The organism is Microcoleus sp. F10-B2 (assembly GCF_036704965.1).
In the GTDB taxonomy this organism is placed as follows: domain Bacteria; phylum Cyanobacteriota; class Cyanobacteriia; order Cyanobacteriales; family Microcoleaceae; genus Microcoleus.
The window spans coordinates 23,932-41,613 of the sequence record NZ_JAUBTB010000025.1; the positions used below are offsets into that span (position 1 = coordinate 23,932).

14 protein-coding genes are annotated in these 17,682 nt (G+C 43.2%); 4 read left to right on the forward strand and 10 right to left on the reverse strand.

Annotated features, from left to right (window positions below):
* Positions 1-58: 58 nt before the first annotated feature.
* Positions 59-1,075, reverse strand: coding sequence for a Gfo/Idh/MocA family oxidoreductase (locus QUA99_RS12165; RefSeq protein WP_333236573.1), 1,017 nt, complete (start codon positions 1,073-1,075; stop codon positions 59-61).
* Positions 1,076-1,080: 5 nt separating this feature from the next.
* Here QUA99_RS12165 and QUA99_RS12170 point away from each other — a divergent pair, with 5 nt between their 5' ends.
* Positions 1,081-1,401 (forward strand): hypothetical protein, encoded by a 321-nt coding sequence (locus QUA99_RS12170; RefSeq protein ID WP_333236571.1) that lies wholly within the window; start codon positions 1,081-1,083, stop codon positions 1,399-1,401.
* A 201-nt stretch (positions 1,402-1,602) separates the two neighbouring features.
* Positions 1,603-1,902: a ferredoxin gene (locus tag QUA99_RS12175; protein WP_333236569.1), complete on the forward strand. Its 300-nt coding sequence runs from the start codon at positions 1,603-1,605 to the stop codon at positions 1,900-1,902.
* Between the two features lie 261 nt (positions 1,903-2,163).
* On the opposite strand, the gene QUA99_RS12180 is transcribed toward QUA99_RS12175, so the two are convergent.
* From QUA99_RS12180 to QUA99_RS12195, 4 genes are all read right to left on the reverse strand, one after another.
* Complete coding sequence (locus tag QUA99_RS12180; protein WP_333236567.1) at positions 2,164-3,819, reverse strand: SpoIID/LytB domain-containing protein; 1,656 nt, start codon at positions 3,817-3,819, stop codon at positions 2,164-2,166.
* A gap of 420 nt (positions 3,820-4,239) precedes the next feature.
* A complete protein-coding gene (locus tag QUA99_RS12185) occupies positions 4,240-8,601 on the reverse strand; it encodes a WD40 domain-containing protein (RefSeq protein WP_333460345.1) in 4,362 nt (1,453 codons plus the stop codon).
* Between the two features lie 4 nt (positions 8,602-8,605).
* Positions 8,606-9,985 (reverse strand): P-loop NTPase fold protein, encoded by a 1,380-nt coding sequence (locus QUA99_RS12190; protein ID WP_333236563.1) that lies wholly within the window; start codon positions 9,983-9,985, stop codon positions 8,606-8,608.
* Positions 9,986-10,401: 416 nt separating this feature from the next.
* Positions 10,402-11,580 (reverse strand): M20 family metallopeptidase, encoded by a 1,179-nt coding sequence (locus QUA99_RS12195; RefSeq protein WP_333236561.1) that lies wholly within the window; start codon positions 11,578-11,580, stop codon positions 10,402-10,404.
* Positions 11,581-11,883: 303 nt separating this feature from the next.
* Between QUA99_RS12195 and QUA99_RS12200 the strand changes: the two genes are divergently transcribed.
* Positions 11,884-13,350 carry a glycosyltransferase family 87 protein gene (locus QUA99_RS12200; RefSeq protein WP_333236559.1) on the forward strand — a complete coding sequence of 489 codons (1,467 nt, stop codon included), beginning with the start codon at positions 11,884-11,886 and terminating at the stop codon, positions 13,348-13,350.
* 92 nt (positions 13,351-13,442) lie between these two features.
* Here QUA99_RS12200 and QUA99_RS33110 read toward each other — a convergent pair whose 3' ends face one another.
* Positions 13,443-13,619, reverse strand: a complete 177-nt coding sequence (locus QUA99_RS33110; RefSeq protein ID WP_333441954.1) for a plasmid partition protein ParG — start codon at positions 13,617-13,619, stop codon at positions 13,443-13,445.
* A gap of 171 nt (positions 13,620-13,790) precedes the next feature.
* On the opposite strand from QUA99_RS33110, the gene QUA99_RS12205 reads away from it, so the two are divergent.
* Positions 13,791-14,024, forward strand: a complete 234-nt coding sequence (locus QUA99_RS12205) for a hypothetical protein (protein WP_333236557.1) — start codon at positions 13,791-13,793, stop codon at positions 14,022-14,024.
* Positions 14,025-14,151: 127 nt separating this feature from the next.
* On the opposite strand, the gene QUA99_RS12210 is transcribed toward QUA99_RS12205, so the two are convergent.
* Genes QUA99_RS12210 through QUA99_RS12220 form a run of 4 tightly spaced genes read right to left on the reverse strand, consistent with a single transcriptional unit; the run spans position 14,152 to position 17,476 of the window.
* Positions 14,152-15,903 (reverse strand): ABC-three component system protein, encoded by a 1,752-nt coding sequence (locus tag QUA99_RS12210; RefSeq protein ID WP_333236554.1) that lies wholly within the window; start codon positions 15,901-15,903, stop codon positions 14,152-14,154.
* The gene (locus QUA99_RS33115) at positions 15,900-16,169 is read right to left on the reverse strand and encodes an ABC-three component system middle component 6 (RefSeq protein WP_445251002.1); all 270 of its coding nucleotides are present in this window, start codon (positions 16,167-16,169) and stop codon (positions 15,900-15,902) included. Before QUA99_RS33115 ends, QUA99_RS12210 begins: the two co-directional genes overlap by 4 nt.
* Complete coding sequence (locus tag QUA99_RS12215) at positions 16,166-16,765, reverse strand: ABC-three component system protein (protein ID WP_333236553.1); 600 nt, start codon at positions 16,763-16,765, stop codon at positions 16,166-16,168. The genes QUA99_RS33115 and QUA99_RS12215 overlap by 4 nt, the downstream gene beginning before the upstream one ends.
* A 33-nt stretch (positions 16,766-16,798) precedes the next feature.
* Positions 16,799-17,476, reverse strand: coding sequence for a hypothetical protein (locus QUA99_RS12220; RefSeq protein ID WP_333236551.1), 678 nt, complete (start codon positions 17,474-17,476; stop codon positions 16,799-16,801).
* Between the last annotated feature and the right edge of the window lie 206 nt (positions 17,477-17,682).

Below are 17,682 nucleotides of genomic sequence, written 5' to 3' on the forward strand. Positions count from 1 at the left end.
TAAACAAAAAACACAATCAAGCTACCTCAAAAATAAATACTAGACTAAGCTGTTACTTTCAGGGCTTACTCGTTATGGCTACATTTTGCCCGGTTTCGCTCGATCGCCTCGCAGCATCTCCCACCTTCAAAGCGTACAAACTACTGGCATTATTCACGTACAAAGGCGTACCGTTTAACAAATGTTCCAACACCATATCGGTGTCTTTAGCAAACAAACCGCGCCGCGTTCCTACTTTGATGGTTTGCCGATTGTCTCCCTGAATTAATTGACCGGATTCTGGAGTGAAAATCAGCGTTCCTTCTTCTCCGTAAATTGTAAAAATGTTTTCAGACTGCCAAAAAGTCTCTCCTTTTCCGTAAACAGCTTCAGCGACAAGGCCATTGGCAAAGCGCAACTGTGCGTTGCACAAACAAGCTTTGTAGAAATCCGGCTGACTGTCCCAAAATTGAGCTTGACAGTTAACGCTTGCCACTTCCCCGAACAAATCGGTAAATCGGTGCAGTCGCGAAATTGCACCAACGAACGGAAACCCAAAGAGGGAATGTTGATAAGTCCACCGCTGCGGGGCTGGATGTTGAGGATTAACAGTCAGGTAGCGGGCGTAAAACACTTTACCGATTAAGGGCAAAGATTCTTTGATTGCTTGGTGCAAACCGCCTAACAGTTCGATGTGTTCGATGTGGAGGAGTTTTTGCTTTTGGGCGGCAAGTTCGATCGCCCTTTCGGCCTCAGATACTTCTAAAGATAGAGGATATTCGACCACAACGTGCTTGTCATTTTCTAAGGCCGCCAGGACGATCGCCCCGTGATCCCGGTTCACCGTACAGACGATTACCAAATCTAAATCGTCTCTTTCTACCAGCTTGCGCCAAGAAACAGCAGCTTGGGCCCCGAATCCCTGACAAAATGCAGCGGTTTTCTCGGGGTTGTGGCCAGCAATCGCTACTAAGTGCGATCGCCCATCAGCTTGAATTGTCTCGGCCCTCAACTTAGCGGCAAAACCAGTACCCACAATCCCCACGCGAATTGGAGAATTAACTGAAAAACCAAAGCGAGTATCAATATTAGTCATGGGATTTGAGATTTAAGATTTTAGATAGTTACAGACTTGCGGTGCCGGGTTTAGGGTTCTATCGCCCCGATTTTAAGCTGTGGTTGTGCTGCGATTTATTCGATCGAGCCTTCAACACCCAAGTCTGGATGCGATCTAACTATACATTTCACCGCCTGCTGGGACTTGCCTTGCAGCAAGTATGGCGGCAACTCGATCGGCGTACCGCAAACCAAAAAGCGGGTTTTTGGGTGTATTTAGCGACTCAAAACAGGATTTTTCCCAAAAGCCGGGTGATTTGGCGCAAGTCCGGCAGCAACAGTATCCCACCGCTGAACCCCACATAGGTATAAGCAATCAAGATGAAATTAGAAAAAGTTATAACTAATCCCATTCAAATTTTTGGTAAATGAGTGTTGCAACCTTGCTTCTTTCCCCTACTATCATAGAGGGAACGAACCTAAGACCTAACCTCAAAGCTAATAGAGCCTTGAAGGTTGCATTAGGAAAAATTATAAATTTTGTTGAATTTTTGAGAGGATTAGTGCATGGCAACTTACAAAGTTACCCTCGTCAGCGAAGCCGAAGGACTTAACCAGACCATTGACGTTGATGAAGATACTTACATTCTCGATGCTGCGGAAGAAGCAGGACTCGACCTCCCCTACTCTTGTCGCGCTGGTGCTTGCTCCACCTGCGCCGGCAAAATCGTATCAGGCACAGTTGACCAATCCGACCAATCTTTCTTGGACGACGACCAAATCGAGGCCGGAATGGTTCTCACCTGCGTCGCCTATCCCACGTCTGACTGCACCATAGAAACTCACAAAGAAGAAGAGCTCTACTAAAATTGGGGCACTCAGCAATCTCGTCTAACTCCAAGCTATTGATTAATAGCTGTTTGAGGCGATAGCTGACCGAATAATTTGAGATTTTAGATCGCAGATTTTAGCTGACTCGTAAAACCAGTCTAGAATCGAAAATCTAAAATCTCAAAATTTTAGGACTTGTGCTAAAAATACCGAAAAATCCCGGATTGAGATTGCATTGCTCCTGCTTGCATTCGATATTTTTTACGCAAGTCCTCACTCAATTTTGGGAGTTTAATTTTATTGGCCCCAAAATGTAATGGCATCGCTGAGCGGCACAACTTGAGCGCCGGGAAAATAAAAGCCCAGAATTTGAGATCCGTTCCAGCCCAAATTAGCCAAATTGTAAGAACCAGTCTGACTCATTCCCACTCCGTGGCCGAAACCGCCTCCGACAAAAGCGTAACCGTTGAGAGTTTTGTCGGGATTGTAAATTGGTTCTAGGTAAAAAAGCGTGCTGATCGGCGGGTAAAAAGCATTGCGAATCTCGTCTTTGTCGATATCGATCGGGCCCAAGTCAGTTTGAACCTTCATTTTCAAAACTCGACCTGCGGGCGACCTTTCCACCACTTCCACCTGAGTGACAGTTTTAAAATTAGCCAGCGGGTGCTGTTTCTTCTGAAGGTACTGTTTGAGAAATCCACCAATCGCCGTCAAAGAAGCTGGTTCGCGCCACCGAAAAGTGTCTTCTTTTTCCTCATTAAACCCTTTTTCCAAACTGATAAAGCGGCGGAAGTTGTTTTCGTCAGACAAACTCTGCTTGGACAAATCCCAGACATTGTTAGGGGAATCGACGATCGATCGCAAATACGGACGTTCCGGGCCGTGCCACACATCGTTAAAAGAGGCTGTCACGCCGCCGCTAGACGCGGAATAGAGCGCGTCTACTAGCTGATTTTGATAAGTTAGAACCAAACCGCTCGTTTGGGCGATCGCCTTATCGCTTTGCGGGTAAACCTCCGTCAAACCTTGATAAACTTGGCAGTTAACATCAGCGCACAACTCATAATTATCCACAGCAAACCGGCGCAAATTTCTCAGGGCGTAAGTTCTCGCCAAAATAGTTTGAGCGACAATCGCAGCGTAAGGCGAAAAAGCCCCAATTTCGTGAGGAACAACACCTCGCAAATAAGTTTCCGTCAGCACTTCATTCACCAAAGTATAAGTGCCATAAGCATTTTTTTGCAGGCGCAAACTGCCGCCATAACGGCGAGTTTGTTGAATAGCTTTTTCGGGTTCAGTAGCTGTCGCCTCTTGGGTAGTTTGTTCCAATACCTCGATCGCATTTTTCCCCGCCGTCACATCCAACTCATTGCGGTTGAAGCGAAAGCCGTTTAAAACCCAAAATGCCTGGGGTATTTGTTTGAAAACTTTGGAATCCAAAAAAGCTGTTTTGTTGCCTTGAGCTTGCAAACTTTGCAACAGCCAGCGCCGCACCAAAGGAGAGTTATAAACATCTCTTTTCGCCCAAACTTGCCAGCGCAAAGGTTGAGCAATTTCTACTTCTATTCCCTTAGCGCGCCACTGATTGGCGCTGTCTTCCGCACTCTCGAAACTGCGGTGAGAACTGAGTACCACTCGTTCTTCTACTAAGGGCGTTTCCAGCGGTTTCGGGGCTATTTCTAACTTGACGCTAGCTGCTGTTTTGGTTTCTATGCCTTGAGGAGTTTTGTAACGCAAAGTTAAGCTGTCGCCCGGTAATGCTTTCAGCGTCAGTTTGTCGGTTGCTTTGGTGCCAAACCGCTGCACCACGCCGATTTTGATGGGTCTATTTTGGGGAGTTTGGGCGTATCCCGCAGCGCTGAAAATGGGCAACAGGCACAATGCGGTGAAAACAGTGCTAGAAACGCAGCTAAACCATTTGTAATGGGGAGTTGGAGGTGCTTGAGCGAACACGGTTATCTGTCTCGCGATAGTTGAAATTGGGCGATTTTTGATTGTACGTTAGCACATTTGGCCGCTGCTATAGGGGAATTGCCGAAGATAAGGTGGTTTAAGTGGCAGAATTCTGTTAAGTCAGGACTTACGCCAGACCAAAGAAACCGGGTTTTTTACCGAATCTGCGGGCTGCAACTGGTCTTTTCGTAAAAAACCCGGTTTCTGGGCCCCCTGCGGTAAATCTGTCATTGCGGGTGAAACGTAGGAATTTCAAAAGTTGCGATCGCTTTACATTCTGTTACAGGCTAAGGTTTATAGCAACCACCAAAACGGTTAGGACATTCTTAATCGCTGAAATCCTTGCTAATTCTTCCTTCTTCCTTCTTCCTTCTTCCTTCTTCCTTCTGCTATATTTGCACCTACCGACTTATTGGCTAATCATTTTTTCTGAGCACTAATCTCATCGCAAACGTGTTTCTCGCTTTCATCAGCATTATTCTGCAAATAGTCGTGCAGCCAATCGCAGCCTTGCACCAGCATTTCATCTAAACTTCTGATTCGCCACAACCTGGCTGTAGAGTCATATGATGCCGTAGCGATGTATTTGCCGTCAGGACTAAAACTGACACTATTTAGCGCATTTTGATGTCCTTTAAATTCTTGTATCAACTTGCCTGTGACATCCCATAACCTTGCTGTATTGTCATCTGAGGCCGTAGCGATGTATTTGCCGTCGGGACTAAAGCTGACACTATATACCCAATCTTGATGTCCTTTAAATTCTTGTATCAACTTGCCTGAGACATCCCACAACCTTGCTGTTTTGTCCCTTGATGCCGTAGCAATGTATTTGCCATCGGGACTAAAACTGACAGCCCATAACGAATCTCCATGTCCTTTAAATTCTTGTATCAGCTTGCCTGTGACATCCCACAAACTTGCTGTTTTGTCCCATGATGCCGTGGCGATGTATTTGCCGTCGGGACTAAAACTAACAGTCAATACCCCATCTTGATGTCCTTTAAATTTTTGTATTAACTTGCCTGTGACATCCCACAAACTTGCTGTTTGGTCCCATGATGCCGTGGCGATATATTTGCCGTCGGGACTAAAACTGACACTCGATACCCAATCTTGATGTCCTTTAAATTCTTGTATCAACTTGCCTGTGATATGCCACAACCTTGCTGCTTTATCCTTTGATGCCGTAGCAATGTATTTGCCATCGGGACTAAAACTGACACTATTTAGCGCATCTTGATGTCCTTTAAATTCTTGTATCAGCTTGCCTGTGATATCCCACAACCGGGCTGTTTTGTCCTTTGATGCCGTAGCGATGTATTTGCCGTCGGGACTAAAACTGACACTATTTAGCGCATCTTGATGTCCTTTAAATTCTTGTATCGGCTTGCCTGTTAAATCCCACAACCGGGCTGTTTTGTCCTTTGATGCCGTAGCGATGTATTTGCCGTCAGGACTAAAACTGACACTATTTAGCGCATCTTGATGTCCTTTAAATTCTTTTATCAACTTGCCTGTGATATTCCACAACCGCACTGTTTTATCGTTTGATGCCGTAGCGATGTATTTGCCGTCAGGACTAAAACTGACACTCGATACCCAATCTTGATGTCCTTTAAATTCTTGTATCAACTTGCCTGTGATGTCCCACAACCTTGCTGTATTGTCCCTTGATGCAGTAGCGATGTATTTGCCGTCGGGACTAAAACTGACACTATTTAGCGAAGCTTGATGTCCTAACCGATTTTGTTCTCGGATGTTGTTGAGAATCTGGTTGAGAGCAATCTGGGGAGTGGATATCGAGTAATCTGCAACGGAACGAAGGTTCTTGAATGTAGCTTTGAGTTCTTTTCCAGTCTTCACCGCTGAGATTAAAGCATCTATTTGGTTATTGCCAGATTCAAACAGTCTCAAAGCATCACTTGCAGCGCGCTCTAATTTGGTCAATTTCTGTGCCTTGTTGACTTGCTGCCACGCTACTCCCATTAGGGTGACAGCGCTAATTAAGCTAATGCTAAATATCATTGCACCAATACTACTGAGCCATTTAACTTGTCGCTTTGCTGCTAATACCTCCTGTTCGGCTTTCTGCCGCTTTGCTGCTAATATCTGATTCTCGGCTTCACTTTGCTTGAGTTTTTGGCGTAATTTTAGTGATTCTGCACCGCCCTGTTTGCGGATAAAAGGCACTAAATAATCGTGGACAAGTTGGTAGCGTTCGATCGGAGTTGCTGGCACTTCTAACACCAATCCCGATTTAACGACAATCTTTAAAACCAACTCTAATCTTTTTGACTCTGTTCCTAAATTTGCTGCTAACTCAGCCAGAGTTTTCTGAGGACGAGTGTTGTTTTCATCCGTCAGCAAGTACAAGACAAGTTCGGCAGTATCTTTATTCTCCTGGCCGCAGTCGGCGATAACTTCTGCTAAAAATTCCTCAACCAGTTTGACCTTAGCCCGATCGCCAAGTTGCTGATATTCACCCAGTCGAGTAATCTGCCTTTTTTCCAGTTGCATTCCCACGACTTGAAGTTCGATCGGCCGCACTTCGTGCACTTCACCTGCTAAATCTGCTACCAGTGCGTTTGCCAAATCATCGTCCAAGTAAAATTGAGATCCTTTTGTTAATGTTTGAATAATAGCTTTCGCATCGGAAATTGAGAAATTTCCCAAGTAATAGCAGATTTTTTTCGTGAGAATGTCGTTATCAATAATTGATAAATTGGTGGCGCGATTGAACTCTAACAAGTAGAAAAGATAATCTTCCCGCAGCGACAGGATAATTTTGAGGTCGCTAATCTGATTTAAACATTCAGCCAGAAAATCATATAACTCTCGCCTACCAATTGGCTCTCGATAAGCAAAGAAAAATTCCTCAAACTGGTCAAAGATTAATACAGTTAATAAATTACGGTCTTGATTCAGTCGCAACTGTTTTAAAATAGCTGTTGGGGTGTCGATCGCCCCTGACAACTTCACAGCTTTTAATTGTTCAATTCCTGCTTTCAAACACTCACCGCAATCCCTCACCCAATCATGATATGATTGCACTAAAACAGGCAATACGTCCCGCGCTTCAAAAGTGGTCAGTTGCAGTGCCGGAACTAACCATGCCTGAATTATCGAACTTTTTCCTACCCCAGATTGTCCGTGAACGATCGTCAGCTTGCAAGCAGGTGTACGTATCCGTTTACTTATCTCTTTAATATCGCGCGATCGCCCGGAAGCGGCTTCAATTTCCTCAACAATTTCAGCTTTTGACTTACCGGATTCTAAACCGATGTCAATTATTTGTTGCGGCGACTGCAAGCGACCGGCACCGATAAAAGCTTGCAACCCATATTTGCTTTTAACTGCTTGTTGTTCGAGTTTAATGTGAAATGCTTTTAAATATTCGCTTTGCTCAAAATTGAGAGTTCTCAACTCTTCTAAAATCCTCAGATAAAGCTGCACATCATCTTGAGGCTGCGTATTGTCTTTAGCCGCTTCTAAGTTTTTAACAGCCTCCGACTGTTGACTGAGATTTCGCTGCGCTTTTGCCAAAAGTAACCGATACAAACCAGTCTCTTGTTGGCAAGGCTTACGCACTCCGACCAAAGAAACCGGGTTTTTTATCGAATCTGCCGGCCACAACGAAGTATTTTCGTAAAAAAACCCGGTTTCTGGGCCCCCATGCGTAAGTTGGGATATTCCTGCTTGTTCCAAAACAGACAATGCTAATTTAGCCGAGTCGCAAGCTTTTTCCCACTGAGATTGTTGCAGCGCCACCTCAGCCAAAAAGCCGTAATCTTCAGCTACTTGACTCGGAGTGCCGTAATTTTCGTGAATTTCTAAGGCTTTTTTAGCTAAAATTTCCAACTCTTTCCAAGCTGCTAAACGCCGCAGCACTTCGCCAAGTTGGCTAATACATTTCGCAGCTAAATCATGTCGCTGCACTTGCTCAAAACTCTCCAGAGATTGCTGTAAATACTTTCTAGCTTCTTGCCAATAACCTTGATTTCCTGCCCGGTGCAATTCAGCTTTGCGGTTGTAAGCTTGAGCAATTTTCTGGCAGACAATTCCTTGTCTTTCTAAGTGGCGATTTTGCTGCCAAAATGTCAAACTTTGCTGATAATGTTCGAGTGCTGAATCTATTTGATTTTTCTGAGATTGAACTAAACCCCGAATAAATTGCCAACTAGCTTGCAATTCCTGGTCTAATGCAGCATTTAGCAAATCATTTTCCAGCGACTCAATTTCACCGTCATCTAATTTGAAATTCTCCACATTAGCAAAAGCTTGACTGGTTTGTTGTTGTAACAAATTCATCAAATCATCGGGTGGCATGGTAAACTGAATTGGAGGAGGAGCCCAAGACTTCAAATCGTTAGCCGATCGACTAAATTTAGACAGTACGGAATCCGTTACCCATAATATCACAGGAAAAGCAAAATCTTGCTTGAATTGATCTCGCGCTCTATTCGCCCCAGCTAGCAGGTCATCAACAGCAACCACCGATTCGATACCGACAATTATTAAAGCTTTCGGTGACCGCTTATGGACGGCATTGAGAATAGTTTGATAAAGTATTTTAGTAGCAGGTTTAAGGGCTAATTCTTGATATTCAACAGTCGATTTATCCCGCAGCTTTTCTAGCATTGCAGAACGCAAGCTAGCATAATTGCAGCGCACTATAGTTAAAGAAAACTTTCCTTGAAAGCGGGCGATCGTCCGTACCAAAGTAGAGAGCGATAGCTCATTTTCTGCGGCAATATCTTCGGCTAGATTTGAGTTTACCATAATCTCAACAATTTTGCTGGTGCCACAGCTTAAATTTGTCAGTTTCCATCAACAGCGGATTCAGCGCAAACCAATTTCCGTCACTATCTACATATTCAAAAACCCACAGGTTTCGCAGCAAATCTTGGTATTCTTTATCTCCATTAATGCTTTGTTCTTGCACCACCTTAAACAGTAACTCCCACTCATCATTATCGATGCCGCGAATCAGAGTGTCGCGGGAACTGCGAATCACTGATTTCAACACATTTTGCGAAATAGGAGGGTCATCTTGCTGCAAGCAACCAAACAGCATCCCCATCAAGTTTCGCAAATGACCTCCGCTGACTCGGCACAATCTATCTAAAGTTTCAGGACTGTCAAAAACTTCGGTAATTAATGTAATATATTCCTCTGGCAAAACATCGGGAAATGCCCGCGACATCACCATGCACCGCAGCAAATTCATCCCCTCAAAACATTCGCTGCCGTCTCTATTCTTTACTGGTACCATCGGCAAAACTTTCGGGTCAACTCCGCCTCCCAATCGATTTTTCAAAATTTCACTTTCATTGCCAAAAATCAATCCCAGCGGCAGGGTATAAACTAAATGGCAATTCAGTTTCCGCAACTGATCGCCCCGGTCAATAAAGATATATTCTGGCAACAGTCGCCCCGCTGCATTGGGTCGAAAAACTATCCGGTCTAAGTTGTCAACAATCACCACCAATCCTTTTTTACCCCGCTGCTTTAGCTGATTAATTGCTACATCAATAATTTCTTGATTAATCAGTTCTAACATTTTATTCGCTTGCGGTTCCATGTACTGTCTCAGTTTAGATCGCAAGTCGGGATTACTTTTGATTTTGGCAGTAATTTTGGCGATGCCTAAAGGCAGAGACACTTCCAGGTTTCCGTCTGTATTGCCCTTATATTTGCTGCCAAAAAGTTCTCCTTCCGCTTCTAAAGTCACAGGGGTTTGTAAAAAATTCCAACTGTTTTTTAAGAACTCTTTAAAACCCTGGGGCTGCAAGGAAATGTTGCCCTCTTCCAAGCTTTGGCTGACTCGCCGCGCGATCGCTAACATGATATCTGTCAAATCGAGATCCATTTCATCGAGGTCTTGAGTTGACTCGAAGTAAACTACATGAAAACCCTCATCTGTCAACTCTTTTTCCAGTCGCGACAATTCTGTAGACTTGCCGCAACCAATATGTCCGCTAAATAATTGGCAAGTCCGTTTATCGGGCGACACGCGGGTAATTGTTCGTTTGAGTATGTTAATGATTTTCCCGCCGCGCACCTCAGCAAAATCAATGTAGTAGCGCCGATCTTCGGCATAGCCCAATATTAGGGATCGACTGGGGTTGCAGGCGTCGCAAAATCGATGGAAATCTAGGTTCATAAAATTTTTAACTAATGATAATGATATTGAGTGCGATCGATCGTGATTTCTGTAGGGGCGGGTTCACCAACAATACCTGCCAATAATTAACAATCTCAAAAACCCGCCCCCACCCCACTAGATAGACATATATAGCAATCCTCGCATCATTTGCATAATTATTGTAGGGTCAATCCCCCCGTGGTTGCCCGATAGATAGGGGGTAGGCAAAGAAAGGCACTACCCCTACAAATTTATCTGAATCATTTAGGATTGCTATATATTTCGATCGCTTCCGGTTCGCTAAAAAGTCGGGGCGGGTTTATTGGTTCTCTAGTGTTAGATCGGAGACTAAGGCGAACCCGCCCCTACAGGAATTATGTCTATTTTACCGGAGATGATTAGATAAATAACGAATGACAAATGACTAATGACTCTCACTTTTGCTGCCAATATTGGTAGGCGGCATAGGCCAAAGTGACAGCGCCGGTCACAATGGCCGCTTCATCAACCTCAAATTGCGGGTGATGGAGGGGATAGTTCGGTTTGTCAGTGAGTCCCACTCCTAAGCGAAACATGGTTCCCGGTGCGTGTTCTAAGTACATCGAAAAATCTTCCGCGCCGAGGGATGGTTCTGGTAATATCTGGACGCGCGATCGACCTAAAGCTTCTAAAGCCGCAGTTTCGACTAATTGCGTGAGTTTTGGGTCGTTTTGGACTCCGGGTACGCCGCGTTTGTAGGTGAGTTCGTACTTAGCGCCGTAAGTCGCGCAAACGCTGGAGACAATTTGTTCGATCCAAGCCGGCAGTTTTTCGTGGGTTTCCGGATGGAGCGATCGCACGGTTCCCAGCAATTTTACTCGATCGGCAATCACGTTCGGCGCTCGTCCGCCGTTAATTTGCCCGATCGTCAAAACCAGCGGCCTCAAAGGATTTTGCGTGCGGCTAATGGCCTGCTGCAAAGTGGTAATTATCTGAGAAGCAATCCAAATTGCGTCGATCGCCTCGTGGGGACGCGCACCGTGGCCGGATTCGCCCATCACAATCAATTCTATGTCATCTGCCGCCGCCGTCAGTGCCCCGTGGCGGATACCGATGCAACCGCCCGGAATCGTCGGGAAAACGTGCACTCCGATAATGCCGTCAACATCTTGCATCGCCCCATCTTTAATCATCCATTGAGCACCTTGGGCAATCTCTTCCGCCGGCTGAAACAAGAAGCGGACGTGACCGGGCAATTTTTCGCCTAGCTGAGACAATATCATTGCTGCGCCCAAACCGACGGTGGTGTGGATGTCGTGGCCGCAGGCGTGCATGACTCCCTCGTTGCGGGAAGCAAATTCTAAGTTAGTCCGTTCTTGAATCGGTAAAGCGTCCATATCGGTGCGAATTGCCAGCCACCGGGACTCGCTGCTGTTGCCTTTGATTTCGCCGAGCACTCCTGTTTTGCCGATTCCTTCGATCGCGCGGACTCCGCTGGATGCGAGAACTCCGGCTACATAGGCTGCGGTTTGATATTCTTGCCCGCTGAGTTCGGGATGGGAGTGGATGTGGCGGCGAATTTCGATTAGGCGGGGTGCTAGGGTGGCGGCTAATTCTTTGATGCGGGGAAGCATGAATTTAGTTGGGGAGTGCGGTACAAGTTGTAGTCAACTAGGTTAACGCATATGTTTGGGGGTGAACAGGGTTATAAGGCGCAAATGTGCGATCGGGCTTTTGGATAGCAATTCTATTTCGTTTGTGAATAAGATTTTTTTTTCTAACCGCAGAGGGCGCAGAGGACGCAGAGAAAAGAGAGAAAAGAGAGTTAGGTAGAAACCTGGAAAAAAAGTCCATATTCTAGGTTTAAATGCTTATTTTTAGTTGATACTCTCTGGTTGTGATATCATCAAAGAGTAATTTTATTGAAATTATTTACTATGATTAGCTTTGGATTCTGGAATGTAATTATTTTAATTACAGTCGCTTTGTTTTTAAAATTTAATTGGCGATTAGATAGCGAAAAAACAGCATGGCAAGATTCTTTGTTTTTAAAACATCCTTCGATCCAAAGGTTGACTCAGTTTTTTCTTCAACCTATTGTTAACTTTATTTTGCAAGCAGTTATTGTATTAGTTCTCACCCGATTTCTCTGTTATACCGGTTGGTTGGTTTACAATCTGACTAATCGGCCCGATCCGCCTTACTGGGATTTTAAGTGGTTTTATGTAGCGAGTAGATTAGCCCATCAGCATTTGAGTCCCTTTAATGTCGAGGTGTTTAACATCGGTTTCTGTAGCATCACTAAAGTGTGCGGGTTTATTCCATCTTTTGTTTATCCACCTAATATCATTCCTCCGCTGTGGTTTTTGGGCTATTTCCCGATGAAGACAGCATTCACAATCTGGACTTGGCTGCATCTTATTGGCACAGGTTTTGTTTTATGGGGAGCCAATATCTTGTTGGAGTCGCACTCACGAGCTTTGAGGACTATTTGTAGTATATCAGTTGCATTGCTCTACGGTTTTGTCTTCGATCTTCAAGTTGGCAATGTGGCAACTTTTATTGCGATTATGCTATTATGGATGTTTATTTATGCTAGAAAAAATCGGGATATAATCGCAGGAGTTTTATTAGGAATTGCACTTTTTAAACCAACTTTAATTATATTGTTTATTCCTTATTTTTTAATCAAAAGACGGTTTCAGCTAGTTTTTATATCTCTAGTCACGGTAACTTTTTTGGCAGTTATAGGTCTAGCTGTAACGGGCAATTCTTTAACAGGATTTATACAGGATGCGACTCGTGGATTTCCACTCTGGCTCAACGATCCATCGAATAATGCTTATATTTCTATGAGTCGCCTTGATTTAAGGGTTATGGGGCCGAGATTTTTCCCCGATAATCCCTTCGTGGCGAAGCTATTTTCTGACTCGATCATTCTGGTGCTAGTTGGTTTAGTGAGTTGGTATTTTTACAAAAAACAATCTCGCAATGTTTGGTCAAAAAAAGTTGACTTATCTGAAATGGTGCTAATTTCTAGTTTGAGTATTGCTATCAACTATTCACAGCCCACCAGTTCTGTGATGTTAGCACCGGCGGTGGTTTTTTTGCTGAATGATTTATGGTTTCAGATTAAAAATTGTGCCTTCTCTAGGCAAAGAATGTCGGTTTGGTTATTGGGGGTTGGCTGTGTCATGGTGCAAACCGCAGTGATTCATGGCGGGCTGTTGGTGTTTCTAGGAAAGCGGTGGAACTGGAAGGGGGGGGGATTGCCTTATTTGTTTAAAGTAACTATTTTTTCACTACCGAGTTATGCGATTTTAGGCCTTACCTTAAGTGTTTTAGTCTTAGCGATTCAATCTCTTGGTCAAAAACAGGTTGCTGAATTTGAGCGACCGAGCTGAAGCAGGAAATAGACATTCATCTGGCCAAGAGTAACCTTCACGAGCTGATATCCGAGAAGAAATTCTTACTTTTGCTCTTTGGTGTCGCCCCTTCAGGTGTTTGACTCATCCCGTTTCGCGTCGGCTTGCTCTTGCTCTTGACACCAGTTTTCTATTAGTTGACTTCCGACGCTGCTCATATCCCTTTCCGCACGAACGCACAAGGCTTTGAACCTGATCTTCAATGCCTTGGGAATTACAAGTTTGATGGTGTCTTTTTCATTTGCCATAACTTTATTTTCACACGTAAACGTGTGAAAAGTTTAAAATTCCCTTAGTTACCTATTCCCATATTCCCATAACTGTGCTAGACTCAGGATGTACAAACGGAAAAGCGATCGCCCCTGGCCTGGAAAACTTGAGGGCGATCGCAATTCCACTATTCGTGTAATTCAAACTCTATGATATCACAGCCAAAATCAGTTCCCGAACTGCTCCGGGAAGAAATTCCTGATGTACCTCAAGGTAAACAACCGATTCGTTTGCTGTTGTGTGGCGTTCCCAAAGCGGTAGACAGCATCATTAATCTGTTGCACGTTTTAGGTTTTGCAGAAGTTGGGGAATGGAGCCCGCCTCTACCATCGCCGATAGCGGGTGAGGTAATTCGGATTTTAACCCGTTACTGGAAAGAGTAATCTTTGAGGGCGATCGCACTTTTTTTGTGAAGTGCGATCGGCCTTATTTGACCCTTTGGATCGGGTTTCTGGTTAGAGGAGCAAGAAAACCAAACAAAAATATTTGTAGAAGAGTCAAAGAATATCTCTAAAAGAGAATGCCTAGTAGTCCACTTTCATCACTTTCGTCGGTCAGTCTAAGTCTTACAAAAGAATCAAAATTAAAATCTTTGGCAAACTCGGAGTATGGAACCCTATCTGAATTTAATGTACAGATATATTGAAAGCCACATCTTCTAGATTCTCTATCGGCAAATTCAAGAGCAAGTCTCACTTGTCTCTCATCAACACCATCAAAAATGGTACTGTCATGAATTAATATACGTGGTGAAGGATCGCGTTCAGACCAAAGCTGTGCCAGCATTAAGTCATAACAAAATATTTTCATGTTATCGATACCTTCGCTGCCATCACGGCTAATCTCTACATTGAACTGAAAACCATTGTCGCCTACATTAATAATTAACCTTCCTGGGGCATCGTAAAGAAACCGAGAGTTTGAATTGAATAGCTCTCTAGCTTTTTCTGCTTGAACACGTCGTTCTTGATAGTCACGACGTGCGCGTTGTAGTAAGCGTTCTTTTTCAATATTTAAAGCACTTTTTCCTTCTTCAAACTTATTTAATTCTTCTATGCGTTTATTAATTTCATTTAGATTAGATACAATTTCCAGATAAAGTTCTTGGAGTCTTGTGTACTCTTCTAAAGCACCATGTGTTTGTAGCACTTCCAATAAAGAAGCACGTTGTTCGGTTTTTTCACGTATGAGACGTTCTCTAGATGATACATCTCGCCTGATACGCTCAATTTCAGTCGATAGAAAATCGCGACGATTTTCTATAAGTCTACGATGAAAAATTTCTACTTCTTCCAATCTTCTAACTACCAAACCCGGGAGTTCAATACCGACACTTTCGTATATATGAGTTACATCATCTGGGGATGGTTCATTTTCTGCTTCCAGGCTAGATTGATAAAATTCTAATATTTTTTTATCGGCAATATTGTTATTAGTGGCTTCATGAATTTCCGCAGTCAACCGATTAGCATTAGCCTCTAGTTCGTGGTATTGAGGAGCTACGCGAAAATTACTTAAGGTTTGTTTTCTCTCGCGTAACTGTGACTCGACTTGGACTTTTAAAGCTTCGAGTTCGCCTAGAGAACCAAATATGCCAATTGCAACTCCCGTATCTGTGTCTTTTTTGAGTTTTTTTATATCATCTAGCAATTTTTTTTTATCTTTTAAAAGTTGTAAATCTCTCGCATCTTCCCAAGCCAAACCTAGTAAAAAAGCATTATTAACTTGCTTCTCCCAATCAAACTGCTTTCTGTGATGTTCAAAGGGAGTAGAAAAGGCGTCTCGTCCACGCCGGATAAAATAAGAAATTAGACCTCTAAACGTAGGTTGGAATTTTTTATCTTCATTATCACTTGGCAAACCAAACAAAAGGTTTCCTAGTATTGCCTTCCAATGTATCACGCTCAGAACTCTTTGCCCTTCTTTTTCTTTTGGCTGAATTGGCCAGGAAGTAGTATCTCCTTGAATTACTACTTTTGACTTGTCCGCAGTATTTCTAGTTACTGTAATAACTTGATTAGAAAGTGTCAACTCTAGGCTAAATGCCCAACCTCGTAAATTTATAGAATCCAGTCCTTTAGCTTTTGGTAATGTAGAGCCTAAGCAAAAGTGAATTATTTCAATTAGAGTAGATTTACCTAAACCATTACGAGAGTCTTTGCTCCCAGACTCTTCTGTACGATCGGCCAATACTACATTAAAGCCGGGGCTAAACTCGACAGTTTTAAATGAAGGATGATTACAACGAATAGCACGAATCATGGACGACTCCTACGAAGTATTCCTGCATCCATTTCAATTGCTCCAATAGCGTATAGGATATCCAGAGTCAAAACAAACCGTTCAAAGGTTGCGACTTCCGGTATTGTCGAAACAGCACTCCAAAGTGACGAGACTGTACGTGGATATGGCAAGTGTTCTAATATTGTAGCACCTACACCTAATAGAGAATAACGGGTTGAGATGTGCTTCGTGGGCAAAATAATTGAAAAGTTATAATTTGAAGTGGTATCTGTAGAAAAAGTCATCTTTCAAAAACCTCGCACCTCTCAAAAAGATAGGATAATACTGCCAACCCTGCTGCTGTCTTCTTCAAATCTGAGCTATTACCACATGAGAACTTGTGCAAAGATTCAAATAAAGCATCTCCCCTAATGTCTGCTTTCAATAATCTTTGGTATTCGGTTACAAACCCTGCCTTCAGTTTTTCGGGAAAGTCAGGACGTAAAGCGGCATTAACTTCAATAAAACGATGAACTTCTTTGACTTTAACCATACCCATTATTAGTAAAAAATGAACCTCCTGAGTCAGATTATTTTTCGAGATTTTCTGTGTTACGTCTGTAATATTAAAGTTGATTTCCGGAGAAGCAGGTTGCATACCCAGGATAAATTTAGTTACGATATCTAGCTCATCAAAGGAGACATATGGCATCTCACGGGCAATTGCTTCTCGTTTTTGCAAGCTAATTGTATTCAATTCTTTTTGATGAGTAGATCGCTTTCTGATGAGTGCTTCAATTTGTCTTTCTAGCTTGGCTTCCTCCTTGGAGTCGTTGGCATGGAGCAAATCGTCTTCTAGTTTTTTTTGTAATTCTAAATTTTTCTCAATGTGTTGGTTCAAGTCTTGTTCACGTTGATGGTGCGACTCCACAATTTACACTCCTATAAACCGCGCCATAAATTGTTTTAAACCTTGTTTGAGATTTATTCCTGTACCTAGTTCTAATTCACCTTCATAGTCCAAAATAAAAGGAATAAGAGGCACCGCAACCTTTAATCTATGCTTAAAATCCATTTGAGGTGCATTAATCACTTCGGCGATCTCTTCCTGACTAACAGGTAGAGTAACGCCGCGTTGTTGTAATATAATTAAACTCTGCTGAATACTCGGTAAAATTTTCTGCATTTCTGCATCTGACACTTTGTTAGCTTCTATTGCATCTAACAAAGCAGAAATGGTAGTCAGTTGAGATTCATTCAACTGATATGTGATTGCAGAAATAATATTTTTTTCACCAGCCTCATAATGGGCTAGTAATCCTTGTCGCAGGTGGTTAATGTTTGCATAAATAGCTTTCTGCCCAGCAGATAATCGGTCTAATCTGTTGTTCACCTCTTCTAACTGGATAGCTACGCTCTGCATTTGTACAGTTGATTCACCAGTTATCTGCTGATACAGTCGATCGTATTCCTGCTGATAGCGATTCGCTGATTCCCTTAATTTCTCAATTTCTCGATTGTATTTAACCTGGCGACGTGGATCATCTTCATAGTGTAAGGCATCTTCGTACTTTTTGAGTAAAGCTAAAATTTGTTTAATATTGTCTTCCAAGTCTTTCAGTCGCCGGGTAAGGTGGGATGGTTCCATTGGAGCAGCCTTTTGCTTTTACAAAAAAGATTTGTAAATAATGTAGCACTTAACGCACGTGTTCGGATGTGCGAGCGCACCCATAAGCTCAGAAACCGTGTTTTTAAACCAGAATAAAGGACTAAAAGCAAGTCTTTTCGTAAAAAACCCGGTTTCCAGTCAGTCCTGTG